The organism is Daejeonella sp. (assembly GCF_030695525.1).
Classification (GTDB): Bacteria; Bacteroidota; Bacteroidia; order Sphingobacteriales; family Sphingobacteriaceae; genus Daejeonella.
The window spans coordinates 33,187-48,126 of the sequence record NZ_JAUYSS010000045.1; the positions used below are offsets into that span (position 1 = coordinate 33,187).

Genomic DNA, 14,940 nt, shown 5'->3' on the forward strand with positions numbered 1-14,940 from the left:
CATAATTTCAATAAACCAAATACCCGGAAAATTTTCTTTTTAGCTGTTTATATTAAACCGTAAAAGTAAGAAAGAATTTATACTGGAGGCATAAGCCCTTTCTAATTATTTATACTTGTTCCTGCAGATTAACTTCAGGTAAAAATTCTAATTCTGCAGCATCATGAAATCCGGCTTTAGTCAATATTCCCCTTATTTTACCGATAAGGAATCAAGAAATTCAAATAAATTACCTAACCTTCTTACGGAAAAAGGCAAATTCAGTGATCAGAATCAGGAACACGGTAAAAAAAGTACTCAGAATAACGCGAAGCAGGGTGAAACCCAGTTCCGAAAATTTAAAGGTTTCAAAACTGAATAAGATCAGATGATGAAAAAAGGTTAGGATAATTGCGTAAAAGACAAACCATCTGAATCCCATTATCCCCAGACTGGGTTCAGGTTCATTATCAAAACCATCGCGCTGTACGGTTACAGAAATAAATACAATTCTGACAAATGCCATTACCGTACAGGCAATTGCATTCAGACCAAGAGTATCGTAAAACACATCAACAGTAATGCCTGCAAAGAAGGCCAGCATAAATAGCAGTGTATTTGGTATTCCGAATGGGAGGAGGAGAATAAACAGGATATAGAGATAAGGAATACTCAGATTATAATAACCAAGATTTTTAAACAGAAATACCTGAGCTGCAATGAGCACAATAAAACGGATACTATTTATGATCAGTGCCCGTCCCATTATTCAACTTTATTTTGGGCTTCCAAATTCAACTGTTCTTCTGAAAGCAGATTAATGATTACATAAACGTATTGTAATTTTGCAAAATCGGTATCCAGTTTTACCTGAATGTTCAGGGCACTATTTCCATCCCTTGTATCCGACTCGGTTACATAACCAACATTGGTGCCCGGCGGGAAAAGCGAGAACTCCGAAGTGATTACCCTTGCCCCTTTTTTAATAGTCAAATGGCTTTGGATATCTTTCAGAAGGGCAAATCGCGAATCATAATTCCCTTCTCCCCAGACCAGAGAGCCAATATTTCCTTCTACACTTGCACTGATTTTTGTTTCAGTGTGCAGCAGGGAACGCACAGTTGAAAAATTCGCGGAAACATTTAAAATAATGCCAACAACGCCGCTGGACGCAATAACACCCATTCCTTTCTTTATCCCATGCCTGCTGCCCCTGTTGATTGTTAAATAATTATTCTTTTGGTGTACCGAATTATTGATTACCCTGGCAACGGTATAGGTGTATTGTTGTTTAAGTAGGCTATCCTGAACTGTTTTCTGGCTGATACTGTCACTATAAAAGGATGATTTGAGCAGGTTTCTGAGTCGGGCATTCTCTGCCGCCAGGCTATCGTTGGTCTTCCCCAGAACAAGGTAGCTGCTAAACTCATTTACCCGTTCATATGCAGCACCTGCTAACTGATTAGATGAATTCCACACACTGGCACGCTGGTATGAATTATTATTGACCAGCAGGATTAAGGAAATAGTGAAGAAGATTACCAGCAAAAAAAATGCGTTGTACTTACTGATGAAAAGCCAGAGGTTACGCATACTCCAAGTTATAAGTTATAAGTATTAAGTCGTAAGTTTTAAATGGAAATTCATTCATACTTCAAACTAAATAGCTAAAATTTGGGGTCATTTTAATGGAAAGGTTAACATTAATATGTATTGTATTAGTAATTGTAGAAATAAACTAAACCTATAACTTACAATTTATAACATATTACTTACCACTTATTGCATTAAAAATTTAAAATTCCCGATATTCTTCAGAGCGATACCGGTTCCCCTGACTACTGCACGCAAAGGATCTTCAGCTACGTGAACTGGAAGTTTGGTTTTTGCACCAATACGCTTATCCAATCCACGCAATAATGCACCGCCGCCTGTTAAATAAATACCAGTCTGATAAATATCTGCAGAAAGTTCAGGTGGAGTGATCTCTAATGCTTTCAATATCGCTTCCTCGATTTTCGAAATCGATTTGTCAAGGCAATGAGCGATTTCAGTATATGAAACTGTAATTTGTTTAGGAACACCGGTCATCAGATCACGACCCTGTACTGCATAGTCTGCAGGTGGATCGCTAAGTTCAGGTAGTGCGGCACCTACTTCAATTTTAATCTTCTCTGCTGTACGGTCACCGATCATGATATTATGCTGTCTCCGGATGTATTGAACAATATCACTGTCAAAATTATCCCCGGCTACACGGATAGACTGGTCGCAAACAATTCCGGAAAGTGCAATAACCGCAATCTCGGTAGTTCCGCCACCAATATCGATGATCATATTTCCCATCGGTTCTTCCACATCAATACCAATACCCACCGCTGCTGCCATCGGCTCATGGATCAGGTAAACTTCTTTAGCCCCCGCAATCTCGGCAGAATCGCGAACCGCGCGTTTTTCAACTTCAGTAATGCCTGAGGGAATACAAATTACCATTCGAAGGGATGGGAAAAACCAGCCTTTGCCATTGTTAATCATTTTAATCATCCCCCTGATCATATATTCTGCGGCATTAAAGTCGGCAATTACTCCGTCTTTTAATGGTCGAACTGTACGGATATTATCATGGGTTTTACCCTCCATCTGCATAGCCTGTCGCCCGATAGCAATAACTTTATTTGTAGTACGGTCAAAAGCCACAATTGAAGGCTCATCAACTACAACTTTATCGTTATGTATTATCAGAGTATTTGCTGTACCCAGGTCAATTGCAATCTCTTGTGTAAACCAATTAAATAATCCCATTTTATTTCTTATCGTGTTGAAAATGTATTTACTAAGTTAAACTCTTTTATCAATCATGGTAGTATAAAACCATATGATTTTATCGAAAGCGTTTTATTAATGTTTAAAGTGTCTGATGCCTGTTGTAACCATGCCCACTCCCTTGGCATTCGCCATATCAATGGATTCCTGATCTTTAATTGATCCTCCGGGCTGTAAAATCATCACAACTCCTGCGTCAGCAGCAATTTCAACACAGTCAGGGAAAGGGAAAAAGGCATCAGAAGCCATGACACTTCCTTCTAGATCAAAATGAAAGGCCTTTGCCTTCACAATTGCTTGCTGAAGTGCATCAACACGGGAGGTCTGGCCAACACCACTTGCAATCAGACAAGCATTTCTGGCAAGTACAATCGTATTTGATTTGGTATGTTTTACAATCTTATTAGCAAACACCAGGTCTTTTAATTGTTGTTCTGTTGGTTTACGGTCAGTTACAGGTTTCATCTCTGCTGTGGTTTCCATCAGCATATCTTTATCCTGTTCAATTACTCCGTTCAACAATGTTTTAAATTGTTTAGAAGGAAGTTTAACATCATTTCTTTTAAGTAGGATTCGATTCTTCTTCGTAGTTAATATTTGTTTCGCGTGCTCTGCAAATGAAGGGGCAATAAGCACTTCAAAAAACAGATTGTTGATTTCAGTAGCTGTTTCTTCATCAATTTCCCTATTGCAGATCAAAACTCCACCAAAAGCAGAAACGGGATCACAGGCTAGTGCTGCTTTCCATGACTCAAGTATAGATTCCTTACTTGCAATTCCACAGGCATTGGTATGCTTAAGTATTGCAAAAGTAGGTTCATCAAACTCATCAATCAGGGCAACTGCAGCGTCTACATCAACTAGATTATTATAAGAGAGTTCTTTACCATTTAGCTTGTTGAACATTTTATCCAAATCTCCATAGAAAACACCATTCTGATGTGGATTTTCGCCATATCGAAGCGTACTGGACTTTTGTTCACTGTATTTAAAAACTTTTAAAGGATCTTCCTGATTAAAATATTTAAAAATCGCAGTATCATAGTGCGATGAAACGTTAAATGCCTGACGTGCAAAAGCCTTACGGTGACTAAGTGTGGTATAGCCTCCGTTTTCAGCTAAAATATCACCTAAAGTTTTATAATCATCTTTAGAAGCAATAATAACCACATCATTAAAATTCTTGGCTGCAGCACGTATCAGGGATATTCCTCCAATATCAATTTTCTCGATGATATCATCATCTGAAGCTCCTGAACTGACGGTCTCCTCAAAAGGGTAGAGGTCTACAATAACAAGATCAATTTCCGGAATTTCATATTGACCAATCTGAGCCTTATCTTCTTTATTTTCCCGACGGTTCAGGATGCCTCCGAAAACTTTTGGATGCAAGGTTTTCACCCGTCCGCCCAAGATTGATGGGTATCCAGTCAGATCTTCAACCGCAATCACATTTATACCAAGTTCAGAAATGAATTTTTCGGTACCCCCGGTCGAATAAAAAACGACCCCCTGTTCATGTAACTGGCGAATTAGCGGTTCTAAATTATCTTTATAGTAGACTGAAATTAAAGCGTTTTTGATCTTGACAGGATGGCTCATGGATATTTAATACTTGAAGCCGCAAAGATAGTTTTTTTGATTGGTTTGATGTGAAAATTTTGCTGAAAAATCTAAGCTGAGTATGAATAATTACTGAAGAAAGTATACTAAGACTTCATCTTTTTTAACAATTGCTCCACCACTTTCGGATAGTGTAAATGCTCCAGTTGCTGACCCTTGAACTTGACCATTTCCAGATCATCACCTGGTTCAATTCTGAAACGTGACTGATGAATAATTTCACCTTCATCAAAATGTTCATTAACAAAGTGTATGGTAATACCCGATTCTTCCTCATGGGCTTCAAGAATTGCCCGGTGTACGCGCTCACCGTACATGCCTTTTCCGCCATATTTAGGAAGCAGTGCAGGGTGAATATTGATAATCTTATTCGGAAATGCTTTTAAAAGGTTCTCTGGAATGAGCCACATAAAACCTGCCAAAACAATCAGGTCTATTTGCAGGTTTTTTAAAATATCAACTACATTGTTTGTTTTGTAGAATTCATGCTTATCGAATATATGCGATGGAATCTCAAAATTATCGGCACGCTGCAATACGTAAGCTTCAGGATTGTTGGTCAGAACAATAACAACTTCAGCATCTATGTGTTTTTTGAAATGCTCCATAATCTTTTGAGCATTTGACCCTGACCCGGATGCGAAAATTGCGATACGTTTCTTCAAGATTGTTTTATTTTTAACAAAGATATTATTTTGAGGGTTTTATGGAAATGATCTGAGACAATTTGTCAATTTGTCCATGTGAGGAATTAGCAAATTAGCAAATTTGAAAATTAGCAAATGATGGAGAGTTGTCGATTAGGTGGATTAGGTAATTAAAAACAATCAATAGACAAATCTTAGATTGCCCCCATCTTCAAATCATCCCATCTTCAAATCATCAAATCCCTTAAAGGTTCCCCCTCGCTTCCTGTTCTCTCTCCAAAGCTTCGAAAAGTGCTTTGAAATTTCCGGCTCCGAATGATTTCGCTCCTTTGCGCTGAATGATCTCAAAAAATAAGGTGGGCCGATCCTCAACAGGTTTCGTAAAAATCTGGAGTAAATAGCCTTCTTCATCCCGGTCGACCAGAATTCCTAAGTTTTTAAGCGGCTCAATATCTTCTTCTATTTTACCTACCCTTGCTTCCAGATCATCATAGTAAATTGCAGGGACCTTTAAAAACTCTACCCCCCGGTCCTCTAATTTGCTTACGGTGTCTACGATGTCATTGGTTGCAATAGCAATATGCTGAACTCCTTCATCACCATAAAAATCCAGATATTCTTCAACCTGTGAACGTTTTTTACCTTCTGCAGGTTCATTGATCGGAAATTTCACATAGCCATTTCCGTTACTCATCACTTTGCTCATTAAAGCTGAATATTCTGTGGAGATCTGCTTATCATCAAAAGTCAGGATATTTTTGAAGCCCATTACATCCTCATAGAATTTTACCCATTTATCCATCTGATTCCATCCCACATTGCCTACACAATGGTCCACATAAAGCAGTCCGGTCGGTTCCGGATTATAAGTGCTTTCCCATTTTTCATATCCGGGCATGAACAGGCCATTGTAGTTTTTTCGTTCAACAAACATGTGTACAGTCTCGCCATAGGTATAAATACCGCTCATTCTAACTTGTCCGTAATCATCTTCCAGCGTTTGAGGATCAAGGTAAGTTTCAGCCCCCCGGGATGTGGTTTGATAGTGTGCATCATAGGCATCATCAACCCATAGGGCAATAATTTTAACCCCATCACCATGGCGGGTCAGTTGTTCAGAAATGGGATGATCGGGGAATAATGGAGTGGTCAGAACCAGTCTGATCTTGTTTTGAACAAGAACGTAAGATGCACGATCTTTTACACCAGTTTCCGGGCCGGCATAGGCCAGACTTTGAAAACCGAAGGCTGTCTTATAAAAATGTGCCGCCTGTTTAGCATTTCCAACATATAATTCTATATAATCAGTTCCTTTCAGGGGAAGAAAATCTGTTGTCTGTATATCTGCTGCTATAGTTCCTGTTTTCATTTTTCTGGTATTAATTATTGTTTACCTAATTTTGAAATCTTCAAATCTTCAAATCTTCAAATCATCCAATTGAACTTACTCTACATTCTCCTGCCAGCTTTTATGATAATCTTCATCCTCAATACTTAGTGCGTAATCTGTGAGCATTAAAGGTTTAAAAGGATCGATCATTACTGCCAATTCTTCAGTTCTTTCTTTTCCAATTGATTTTTCAACCGTGCCCGGATGCGGACCATGAGGAATTCCTCCGGGATGAAGGGTTATCTGTCCCTTAACAACACTTTTACGACTCATAAAATCGCCATCCACATAATAGAGCACTTCGTCACTGTCAACATTACTATGATTGTACGGAGCAGGAATTGCATCGGGGTGATAATCATATTTTCGCGGACAAAATGAGCAGATCACGAAATTATGTCCCTCGAAAGTCTGATGAACAGGTGGCGGTTGATGAATTCTTCCGGTAATTGGTTCAAAATCGTGAATTGAAAATGCCCATGGATAATGAAAACCATCCCAACCTATAAAGTCAAAAGGATGTGTACCATAAGTATAGGGATAGATCAGGCCTTGTTTTTTAATCAGTATTTTAAAATCTCCAGCTTCGTCATGAGTTTCAAGACCGGCCGGGCGTTTGATATCACGCTCACAAAAAGGGGAATGTTCCATTAGCTGTCCCCATTCATTTCGGTAGCGTTTTGGAGTACGTATCGGACTAAAACTTTCGATTATAAACAGCCTGTTGTCTTCAGTATTGAATTCCATCTGGTAAATCGTACCCCGGGGAACCACAAGATAGTCTCCATATTGAAATGGTATTTTTCCGAAACCGGTTTTCAATGTTCCGCTGCCCTCGTGGATGAAAATAACCTCATCAGCCTGGCTATTCTTATAATAATAGTCCGTCATTGAATGGCGGGGAGCTGCAAGCGAAATATGAAGGTCGCTGTTCACCAGCACCGGCTTACGGCTCTGCAGATAATCATCTTCGGGTTTGATCTTAAAGCCAACCAGGCTGGTATGGCGAAGATGTTTTGCTCTTGCAATCTTCGGTTCAACTGAATAAGGTTCACCCAGTTCCTTTACTATTGTTGGAGGATGGCAATGATAAACCAGGGAATACAGACTGGAAAATCCCTCAGTAGAGACCAATTCCTCAGCATACAACACACCATTTGGTTTGCGGAAGGCAGTATGACGCTTATGAGGAATAGATCCTAATGTATGATAAACAGGCATAGATTAGAATTTATTGTATAAATAATTGGTAATACAAAGTAAGCGTTTCTTTATTGGAAACTGAAATATGTTTATGATGGCATCTTTCCTTGTTTTTTTGGTGAATTAATAAAGGCTAAGCAAAATTCATTAGTTTTGAATAGCTGCTAACCTAATTATATCTTTCATGAAATTAATTACCTATAAAACTGAAGATCGTGAACACCTTGGCTTGTTCATTAACGGACATATTTACAATCTGAATTCCTGCGATAAACTTATCCCCGACAATATGAATGAGTTTTTGAGTGGGGGTGAGGAATTAATGGAGCGGGCCAAAAAGGTAAATGAAGAAATTAAATCGGGTAAACAGAAAGCAAAGGAAGAAATATTTTTTGAAGTATTGGCTCCGGTACCACATCCCAGTTCCTGTCGTGATGCTTATGCTTTCAGACAGCATGTTGCCTCTGCAAGAAAGAACAGGCGGGTTGAGATGATTCCTGAATTTGATCAGTATCCAATTTTTTATTTTACAAATCATAATTCTATCCAGGGAATGGGTGATGTTGAATGTATGCCTGATCATTTTGAAAAACTTGATTTTGAACTGGAGGCAGCCATTGTTATTGGCAAAAAGGGGCGGAATATCCGTGCATCTGAAGCCGATTCTTATATCGCCGGATATATGATTATGAACGATTTGAGTGCCCGCACCTTACAGATGGAAGAGATGCTGCTCAATCTGGGTCCTGCCAAGGGCAAGGATTTTTCGACAGTAATTGGCCCCTGGCTGGTTACTCCCGATGAATTGGAGCAATATAAAACGCCTGCAAAACCCGGGCATACAGGGAATGCTTATGCGCTGGAGATGAAATGCTGGGTAAACGGGATAGAAGTATCTTCGGGGTCGATGGGGGATATGGACTGGACTTTTGCCGAGATCATTGAACGTTGTTCTTATGGGGTAGATATTCTGCCCGGGGATGTAATCGGATCAGGAACTGTTGGAACCGGATGTTTTCTTGAATTGAATGGTACTGGTTTGCTAAATGACCCGGACTATAAAACGCAATGGTTGCAGCCGGGGGATATTGTTGAAATGGAAATTACCGGATTAGGACGTTTAACCAATACAATCAGAAAAGCAAATACAGACTGGTCTATTTTGAAATTAAAGAAGAAAAGTTCATAGTGAGTATAGATTTCCCTGTGGTCGGTGTTGTCACCGTACCATTACCCTGTGGTCGGTGTTGTCACCGTACCATAGCTGTCAGGAGCGGATATCATAAGATTGCTTCGTCGTACCTGCTCGTCCGGTCAGGCGGGCCTCCTCGCAATGACAGTCATGGTGTCATTGCGAGTGTAGAGAAGCAATCCCCATACTGATCGTCGGGCCTCCTCGCAAAGACATACTAGTAGTTAAATATATGCTGACAATAAACACCGCCGATCTAAAGCCGGCTGAACTTCAGAATTATCTGCAATATGCAGTCGCACCAAGGCCGATTTGTTTTGTTTCGACGATTGACCAACTAGGGAATGTTAATTTAAGTCCCTTCAGTTTCTTTAATATTTTCAGCATTAATCCCCCGATATGCGTGTTTTCACCTTCACGCCGGGTAAGGGATAATACCACAAAACATAGTCTTGAAAATATTCTTGAAGTGCCTGAATGTGTGATCAATATCGTGAATTATGATATGGTACAGCAAACTTCTCTGGCCAGTGTGGAGTACCCAAAAGGTGTAAATGAGTTTGTTAAAGCAGGATTTACACAGCTTCCTTCTGAACTGGTAAAGCCACCCCGTGTTGCAGAGTCTCCTGTGCAAATGGAGTGTTTGATCAGGCAGGTGATTCCTTTGGGTGAAAATGCAGGTGCCGGTAACCTGGTTCTGGCGGAGATCAAACGAATACACATTAAGGAAGATATTCTGGATGAATCCGGTAAGATTGATCAGGCCAAAATTGATCTTGTTGCTAGATTGGGAGGGGATTGGTATTGCAGGGTTGGTATTGACAATTTATTTGAGGTCACAAAACCGGTTCGTACAATCGGTATTGGAGTAGATTCCCTGCCTGCCTCTATCCGAAACTCAGAAATTTTGACCGGAAATAATCTGGGGCAACTTGGCAATGTAGAAAGCCTGCCATCTGATGAAGAAATTGATGCATACAGGAAAGATCCGGAGCTTAGGAATATTCTTGATGCTACAATCGGTGATTCAAAAACGAGGGAAAGGGAACTCCATCAGTATGCAAGAAAATTGCTTGAATCCAAGGAGGTGAGTAAGGCCTGGAAGGTACTTTTGATTAATTGACAGTGGACAATTGACAGTTTGAAAGCTGCTGTTTGAAGAAAATCTGTTGTAGGTTGCCTGTAATCTCGTAATTGTCAACTATCAATTGTCAACTATATTAAAGTCCCAAAACCTGCCTCAATTTCGGGTATCCCGTTTTACTAACCGGAATCTTTTCCCCTGATTTCAGAATTGCGAGATGGGACTCTTTTTCATAGGGGTCAATTCTGGTAATTTCATTAATCCTGACAATATAAGAGCGGTGTACCCTGACGAAATCTTCTTCTCCCAATAGCTTTTCGAAATAGGCCATGGTTTTGTTTTTTAGAAATGAGCCCTCGGGCGTATGAATTTTTACATAATCATCATCCGCAGCCAGGAAAAGAATATCATTAACCGGGATGATCTTGATCTTGGTTCCAGTTTTAACTACTACACGCTCATTTCTAAGGCTGGAGTTTTGAATATTGTCGAGGAGTTGTTTTGTGTTTTGCTTTGGCTCAGCTACCTGCCGCTGATCCATCCATTTTTGAACGGCTTTATTGAAGCGTTCCTTGGTAAAAGGTTTCAGGAGATAATCAACGGCATGCTCCTCAAAGGCCTTAATGGCATATTCATCAAAAGCAGTTGTAAATATTACAGAAGGGGGCTGTTCAATAAGTTCGAGCATCTCAAATCCGTTAATCTTAGGCATCTGAATATCCAGAAAAATAAGGTCCGGTTCATGTTGTGCAATTGCTTTTACTCCTTCAAAACCATCACTGCATTCCTGAACAATCTCAAGATCCGGCCAGGATTGAAGATACTCAATCACTACAGAACGTGCCAGAGGCTCGTCGTCAATTAAAACTACTCGCATATTTATACCTGAGGGATTTTTACAATAGTTGTAAATATATGGCTATATGATGTTGTTTCCAATAGGTCGGTCCTTCCAAATAATAAATGCAATCTCCGTTTCACTCCGCTAAGTCCGAACCCGGTTCCATGTTTAGGACGTGTAGTATCCGGGTCATAAGGGTTTTGAACGGTGATTTGCAGCTCATTGTCAAGGCATTCGGCAAAAATACTGATGGTAACTACACCTGTTGTGTCATAAAGACCAAATTTTATTGCATTTTCTACAATAGGCTGAAGCAGCATTGGTGGAAGTAATTTCGATTTGCAAGCCTCGTTATATGATATTTCAGTAGATAGACGATGCCCAAATCTGACTTTTTCTATGTCAAGATATAATTGCAAATGTTCCAGTTCATCAATAAGTGAAACCGGCTGCTGATCTTCCTTTTTTAGCGTTCCCCGAAGAAAATCTGATAATTGATGGATCATTTTTCTGGCTTCTTCAGGCCTGCTACCGATTAATGCAGTAATAGAGTTTAGACTGTTAAATAGAAAGTGTGGTTGTAATTGCTGTCTCAGGTTATAGAGTTCTGCATCTCTGGCCAGGGTTTCAGCTTCAAGTTTTCTTTTTTCTGTCTCTTTCTGATCTTCCTGTGTATACCATACCACACTAACCATGGCCATCAGACCTATAATGAGGAGTCCGATGAAAAATCGAACAGGTAATGAATTGTATAAAAACTCATTATAATGCGGGTCATTTAAAATGATGCTGTCAAGTACCCAATTATTGACCAGCAGCCAAAGGGATGCAAGAATCGAGCAATACATCAGCATGAGCAGATACCTGTTTTTCTCCGGCCGGTAATATTTCAGATTGTTTCCGATCAGATAGCAGGCGATTGCAAGCAGTAAAATACTGACAGTACTGTCCAATAATGAAGTTTGAAAACTGAATCCAAACCATAAAAGTATTGCCGATTGGGATAAAATACTCGCAACAATACATTGGACAATGACCAGCAGGATCTTGTTTCTTGACAAAACCCCGTTATGGGGGTTTCTATTAGATTGTTGTTGTGACACCTGTTTGTTGATTTTGGCCGATCAATAGTGCTTTTTGATGACTCAGTTCAAAAATAAGTTTAGCGACATACCAGTTCATAGGTATATAATTTATAGGTTAATAGATGTTTTTTTAACAGAAAATCCTTCTGCTAGTCTAAAAGCTCTTAATATCTATTCCTCCAAATATGGATGTACCCTCTATTATAAGGATCTTATCCGGTATTGCATTAAGCTGAGGAGGACGTTTGTCTTCAATCCCCCCGAAAACTGCGACCATCTCTGAATGTATGGTCCAGTTTGCAGGGACAATAATTTTAGTGCCTCCAAATACCTGTACTACTTCTATTTTTACCCTGCCTTTGATGTCAGCCTGCATCAAATTGATCTCACAGCCTCCAAAGAAATTTACTATTTCCCCGCCCTGGAAGTCTTTAGAGACTATATTCTTTTTTACTCCCCCAAAAATGGAGACGGATTCAATTTTGTCTTCAGTTAATGGGCCGGAAGCAGGTCTCTCATGAGATTCGCCGGTAAAGTTTGTTTCAGAATTTTCAGGGTCTACTCTTTTATCCCAACTCATAAAATTTTCAGCATGAGAGCCCTTCTTTCGGCCAAATACCAACCAGGTTCCAAGTCCGATAATTAGAAAGGGCCAGAAAAATCTGCTAAGTTCCATATCGGGAATAATCTTATTGCTCAGGAATAATGCACCGATCGCAATAGGCATAAACGCTGAGGGACGATCATATCCCTGACGAGATCCTATGAAAACACCTATCAGTATCAGAAATACAGGCCAGCTGAAAATCCATGATGGAATAAAGAAAATGTCTAAAGTGCGCAATAAAAGTATGAACCCCAGTCCAAGTAAAACTAAGCCGACTAAGGCTTTGCCTGATTTTTGATTTGAGCTGTTAAAATTCTGCATGGCTATATTATTTGATTCAAAACTAAGGTCTTATGATCGGATGTAAAATACATATTAGGCGAGTTTACTGCTCTTCTCGGTGAATGTCGTAAAAATGTCGGTGAAAAAATTAATTGAGTTGACAGTTGACAGTTGACAATTGACTACTGGTAATTTGCTCATTTGCTAATTTACTAATTTGCACATTACTCATTTGCTAATTTATCAATTTGCGCCTTTCAACCTTATATAAACGTGTTTGATATTCCCTTTACCGGATACCCTTTCATCAAATTCAAATTTATTCAGGTTTTTGATCAGGGGAAGCAGCTTGGGATAATTATAATTTCTGGAGTCGAAATCAGGTTTCTTTTTCAGTAGTAAATTCCCAAGGTTCCCCAGGTAAGCCCATCCATTCTCATCTTCGAGATCAGAAATACTGTCGCTGATTAGTTTGATTAGCTCTTTATCAATATTGCTCAGTGGGGCATTTTTTTTCTTTACGATTTTTTTTGATTGTTTCGCCAAAGGTGTTTCATCTGATGCATGATCCTCTGTTATGCTTTCTTCTGCACTCAGGATCTCGATATAGATAAATTTATCACATGCTGTGATAAAAGGTATCAAGGTTTTCTTTTCTCCAATTCCAATAACCATCATACCAGCTTCCCTTAAGCGGGTAGCAAGCCTGGTAAAATCACTGTCGCTTGAAACAATACAAAATCCATCCACCTTTCCCGAATATAAAATATCCATCGCATCAATGATCATCGCACTGTCGCTCGCATTTTTGCCCGTTGAATAGCTGTATTGCTGAATTGGGGTGATGGCATTCTCCAGTAAAACCTTTTTCCAGCCTGATACAGTTGGTTTTGTCCAGTCGGCGTAAATTCTTTTAAATGTTGGAGTGCCATATTTTGCAATTTCCTGAAACATGGGTTTCACATTCGCATAGGGGACATTGTCAGCATCTATGAGAACTGCTAGCCTAAGATCTTTGGTTATTTCCATTTACTCTTAATTTTATTATGTATTCTCATAAAGGTAGAGCTTTTAGCAATATTAATATCCGTTTTTGTTTCCCTGCTTTCAGAAATTTCATTATTCTTTGTATCATTGATAAGATAATTTCCTGCATGTTAAAAATTGGTATCATCGGACTGGGAGATATAGCTCAAAAGGCATATCTGCCGATATTATGCAGTAAAGACCTTGAAATTCATCTTTTTACCCGTAATCAGGAAAGTCTTGCAAGGATCGGAAGGCAATACAGAATCTCAAATCTTCATTCCAGCCTTGAATCTATCCTTAGGAGCGGAATTAATGGAGCTTTTGTACATACCGCTACCGAATCACATGAGAGTATCATTGTGCAGCTACTTATGCATAATATTCATGTATATGTGGATAAGCCTATCACTTATGATTATGCTTCTTCAAAAAGGCTCCTTGATCTCGCAGAAAAAAGGGGATTGAATTTGATGGCGGGCTTTAACAGGAGGTATGCTCCGGCATATCAGGAACTGAAGCGGATTGAAAACCCCAATATGATCATTCTTCAAAAGAATCGGCATTCTCTGCCGGGTGATATAAGAACCTTCGTTTTCGATGATTTTATCCATGTTATTGATACCATGCGCTACCTTTTTGCTGTGCCAATTAAGGAAATTTTGGTGAGTGGTATGAAAAGGGATGGATTATTGATTCATGCTGTGCTTCAACTGATTGCTGAGAATGGGGCCACGGCAATTGGAATTATGAACAGGGATTCGGGCACTCTTGAGGAGAAAGTAGAAGTGTTCAGTAGCGAGGTGAAGAAAACCGTTGTTAATATGACTAATCTAAGTACCATGCGTCAAAAGACCGAAATTTCAAGCGGGATTAACGACTGGGAATCGACCTTGTCGAAACGAGGTTTTGAAAATATTATTCAGGATTTTCTTCAGGTACTCGAGAAAGGAACAAACCCTCAATTCAGTATGCAGGATGCCTTACTTACTCATGAGATGTGTGAGAATGTGGTTAGTCAGTTGATAATTGATAATTGACACACGATAGCTATCGGGTTGACAGTTGAGAATGAAGAGTTGATAATCACTAGTGTCCGGGGAAATTGAAATCGTAAGATTAAAAATCAAATCTCATAATTTTCTCTCTACTTTTCCT

Annotated in this window: 14 protein-coding genes; 3 read left to right on the forward strand and 11 right to left on the reverse strand. The window is 39.4% G+C overall.

The features are described 5' to 3' along the window. Positions 1 to 229: 229 nt before the first annotated feature. The 7 genes from Q8S11_RS09680 to Q8S11_RS09710 form a co-directional block, all read right to left on the reverse strand. Positions 230 to 745, reverse strand: coding sequence for a rod shape-determining protein MreD (locus tag Q8S11_RS09680; protein ID WP_305661890.1), 516 nt, complete (start codon positions 743 to 745; stop codon positions 230 to 232). Then, positions 745 to 1,572, reverse strand: a complete 828-nt coding sequence (gene mreC, locus Q8S11_RS09685; protein ID WP_305661891.1) for a rod shape-determining protein MreC — start codon at positions 1,570 to 1,572, stop codon at positions 745 to 747. Before mreC ends, Q8S11_RS09680 begins: the two co-directional genes overlap by 1 nt. A gap of 186 nt (positions 1,573 to 1,758) precedes the next feature. Next, positions 1,759 to 2,781 carry a rod shape-determining protein gene (locus tag Q8S11_RS09690; protein WP_305365637.1) on the reverse strand — a complete coding sequence of 341 codons (1,023 nt, stop codon included), beginning with the start codon at positions 2,779 to 2,781 and terminating at the stop codon, positions 1,759 to 1,761. Positions 2,782 to 2,877: 96 nt separating this feature from the next. Next, entirely contained in the window at positions 2,878 to 4,404 is a 1,527-nt protein-coding gene (gene purH / locus Q8S11_RS09695; RefSeq protein WP_305661892.1) for a bifunctional phosphoribosylaminoimidazolecarboxamide formyltransferase/IMP cyclohydrolase, read from the reverse strand. Between the two features lie 107 nt (positions 4,405 to 4,511). Continuing rightward, positions 4,512 to 5,090: a phosphoribosylglycinamide formyltransferase gene (gene purN / locus Q8S11_RS09700; RefSeq protein ID WP_305661893.1), complete on the reverse strand. Its 579-nt coding sequence runs from the start codon at positions 5,088 to 5,090 to the stop codon at positions 4,512 to 4,514. Positions 5,091 to 5,316: 226 nt separating this feature from the next. After that, a complete protein-coding gene (hppD, locus tag Q8S11_RS09705) occupies positions 5,317 to 6,441 on the reverse strand; it encodes a 4-hydroxyphenylpyruvate dioxygenase (RefSeq protein ID WP_305661894.1) in 1,125 nt (374 codons plus the stop codon). 75 nt (positions 6,442 to 6,516) lie between these two features. Beyond that, a complete protein-coding gene (locus Q8S11_RS09710) occupies positions 6,517 to 7,683 on the reverse strand; it encodes a homogentisate 1,2-dioxygenase (RefSeq protein ID WP_305661895.1) in 1,167 nt (388 codons plus the stop codon). 166 nt (positions 7,684 to 7,849) lie between these two features. Here Q8S11_RS09710 and Q8S11_RS09715 point away from each other — a divergent pair, with 166 nt between their 5' ends. Together Q8S11_RS09715 and Q8S11_RS09720 are read left to right on the forward strand one after the other, a co-directional pair. Beyond that, positions 7,850 to 8,854 carry a fumarylacetoacetate hydrolase family protein gene (locus Q8S11_RS09715; RefSeq protein ID WP_305661896.1) on the forward strand — a complete coding sequence of 335 codons (1,005 nt, stop codon included), beginning with the start codon at positions 7,850 to 7,852 and terminating at the stop codon, positions 8,852 to 8,854. A gap of 235 nt (positions 8,855 to 9,089) precedes the next feature. Then, on the forward strand, positions 9,090 to 9,980 hold the full coding sequence (locus tag Q8S11_RS09720; RefSeq protein WP_305661897.1) for a flavin reductase family protein: 891 nt from the start codon (positions 9,090 to 9,092) through the stop codon (positions 9,978 to 9,980). 97 nt (positions 9,981 to 10,077) lie between these two features. On the opposite strand, the gene Q8S11_RS09725 is transcribed toward Q8S11_RS09720, so the two are convergent. The 4 genes from Q8S11_RS09725 to Q8S11_RS09740 form a co-directional block, all read right to left on the reverse strand. Then, the gene (locus Q8S11_RS09725; protein ID WP_305661898.1) at positions 10,078 to 10,818 is read right to left on the reverse strand and encodes a LytTR family DNA-binding domain-containing protein; all 741 of its coding nucleotides are present in this window, start codon (positions 10,816 to 10,818) and stop codon (positions 10,078 to 10,080) included. Between the two features lie 2 nt (positions 10,819 to 10,820). Next, the gene (locus Q8S11_RS09730; protein ID WP_305661899.1) at positions 10,821 to 11,843 is read right to left on the reverse strand and encodes a sensor histidine kinase; all 1,023 of its coding nucleotides are present in this window, start codon (positions 11,841 to 11,843) and stop codon (positions 10,821 to 10,823) included. 178 nt (positions 11,844 to 12,021) lie between these two features. Continuing rightward, complete coding sequence (locus Q8S11_RS09735) at positions 12,022 to 12,795, reverse strand: LiaI-LiaF-like domain-containing protein (RefSeq protein ID WP_305661900.1); 774 nt, start codon at positions 12,793 to 12,795, stop codon at positions 12,022 to 12,024. A gap of 204 nt (positions 12,796 to 12,999) precedes the next feature. Then, a complete protein-coding gene (locus tag Q8S11_RS09740) occupies positions 13,000 to 13,785 on the reverse strand; it encodes an NYN domain-containing protein (protein ID WP_305661901.1) in 786 nt (261 codons plus the stop codon). A gap of 17 nt (positions 13,786 to 13,802) precedes the next feature. Between Q8S11_RS09740 and Q8S11_RS09745 the strand changes: the two genes are divergently transcribed. Beyond that, the gene (locus Q8S11_RS09745) at positions 13,803 to 14,822 is read left to right on the forward strand and encodes a Gfo/Idh/MocA family protein (protein WP_305661902.1); all 1,020 of its coding nucleotides are present in this window, start codon (positions 13,803 to 13,805) and stop codon (positions 14,820 to 14,822) included. Positions 14,823 to 14,940 lie beyond the last annotated feature (118 nt).

Excerpts from the sequence above, each read along its gene's own strand:
- purH (WP_305661892.1), bottom strand. The coding sequence starts at position 4,404 with ATGAGCCATCCTGTCAAGATCAAAAACGCTTTAATTTCAGTCTACTAT.
- Q8S11_RS09710 (WP_305661895.1), bottom strand. The coding sequence starts at position 7,683 with ATGCCTGTTTATCATACATTAGGATCTATTCCTCATAAGCGTCATACT.
- Q8S11_RS09680 (WP_305661890.1), bottom strand. The coding sequence starts at position 745 with ATGGGACGGGCACTGATCATAAATAGTATCCGTTTTATTGTGCTCATT.
- hppD (WP_305661894.1), bottom strand. The coding sequence starts at position 6,441 with ATGAAAACAGGAACTATAGCAGCAGATATACAGACAACAGATTTTCTT.
- Q8S11_RS09745 (WP_305661902.1), top strand. The coding sequence starts at position 13,803 with ATGTATTCTCATAAAGGTAGAGCTTTTAGCAATATTAATATCCGTTTT.
- Q8S11_RS09690 (WP_305365637.1), bottom strand. The coding sequence starts at position 2,781 with ATGGGATTATTTAATTGGTTTACACAAGAGATTGCAATTGACCTGGGT.
- Q8S11_RS09725 (WP_305661898.1), bottom strand. The coding sequence starts at position 10,818 with ATGCGAGTAGTTTTAATTGACGACGAGCCTCTGGCACGTTCTGTAGTG.
- mreC (WP_305661891.1), bottom strand. The coding sequence starts at position 1,572 with ATGCGTAACCTCTGGCTTTTCATCAGTAAGTACAACGCATTTTTTTTG.
- Q8S11_RS09720 (WP_305661897.1), top strand. The coding sequence starts at position 9,090 with ATGCTGACAATAAACACCGCCGATCTAAAGCCGGCTGAACTTCAGAAT.
- Q8S11_RS09715 (WP_305661896.1), top strand. The coding sequence starts at position 7,850 with ATGAAATTAATTACCTATAAAACTGAAGATCGTGAACACCTTGGCTTG.
- Q8S11_RS09740 (WP_305661901.1), bottom strand. The coding sequence starts at position 13,785 with ATGGAAATAACCAAAGATCTTAGGCTAGCAGTTCTCATAGATGCTGAC.
- Q8S11_RS09735 (WP_305661900.1), bottom strand. The coding sequence starts at position 12,795 with ATGCAGAATTTTAACAGCTCAAATCAAAAATCAGGCAAAGCCTTAGTC.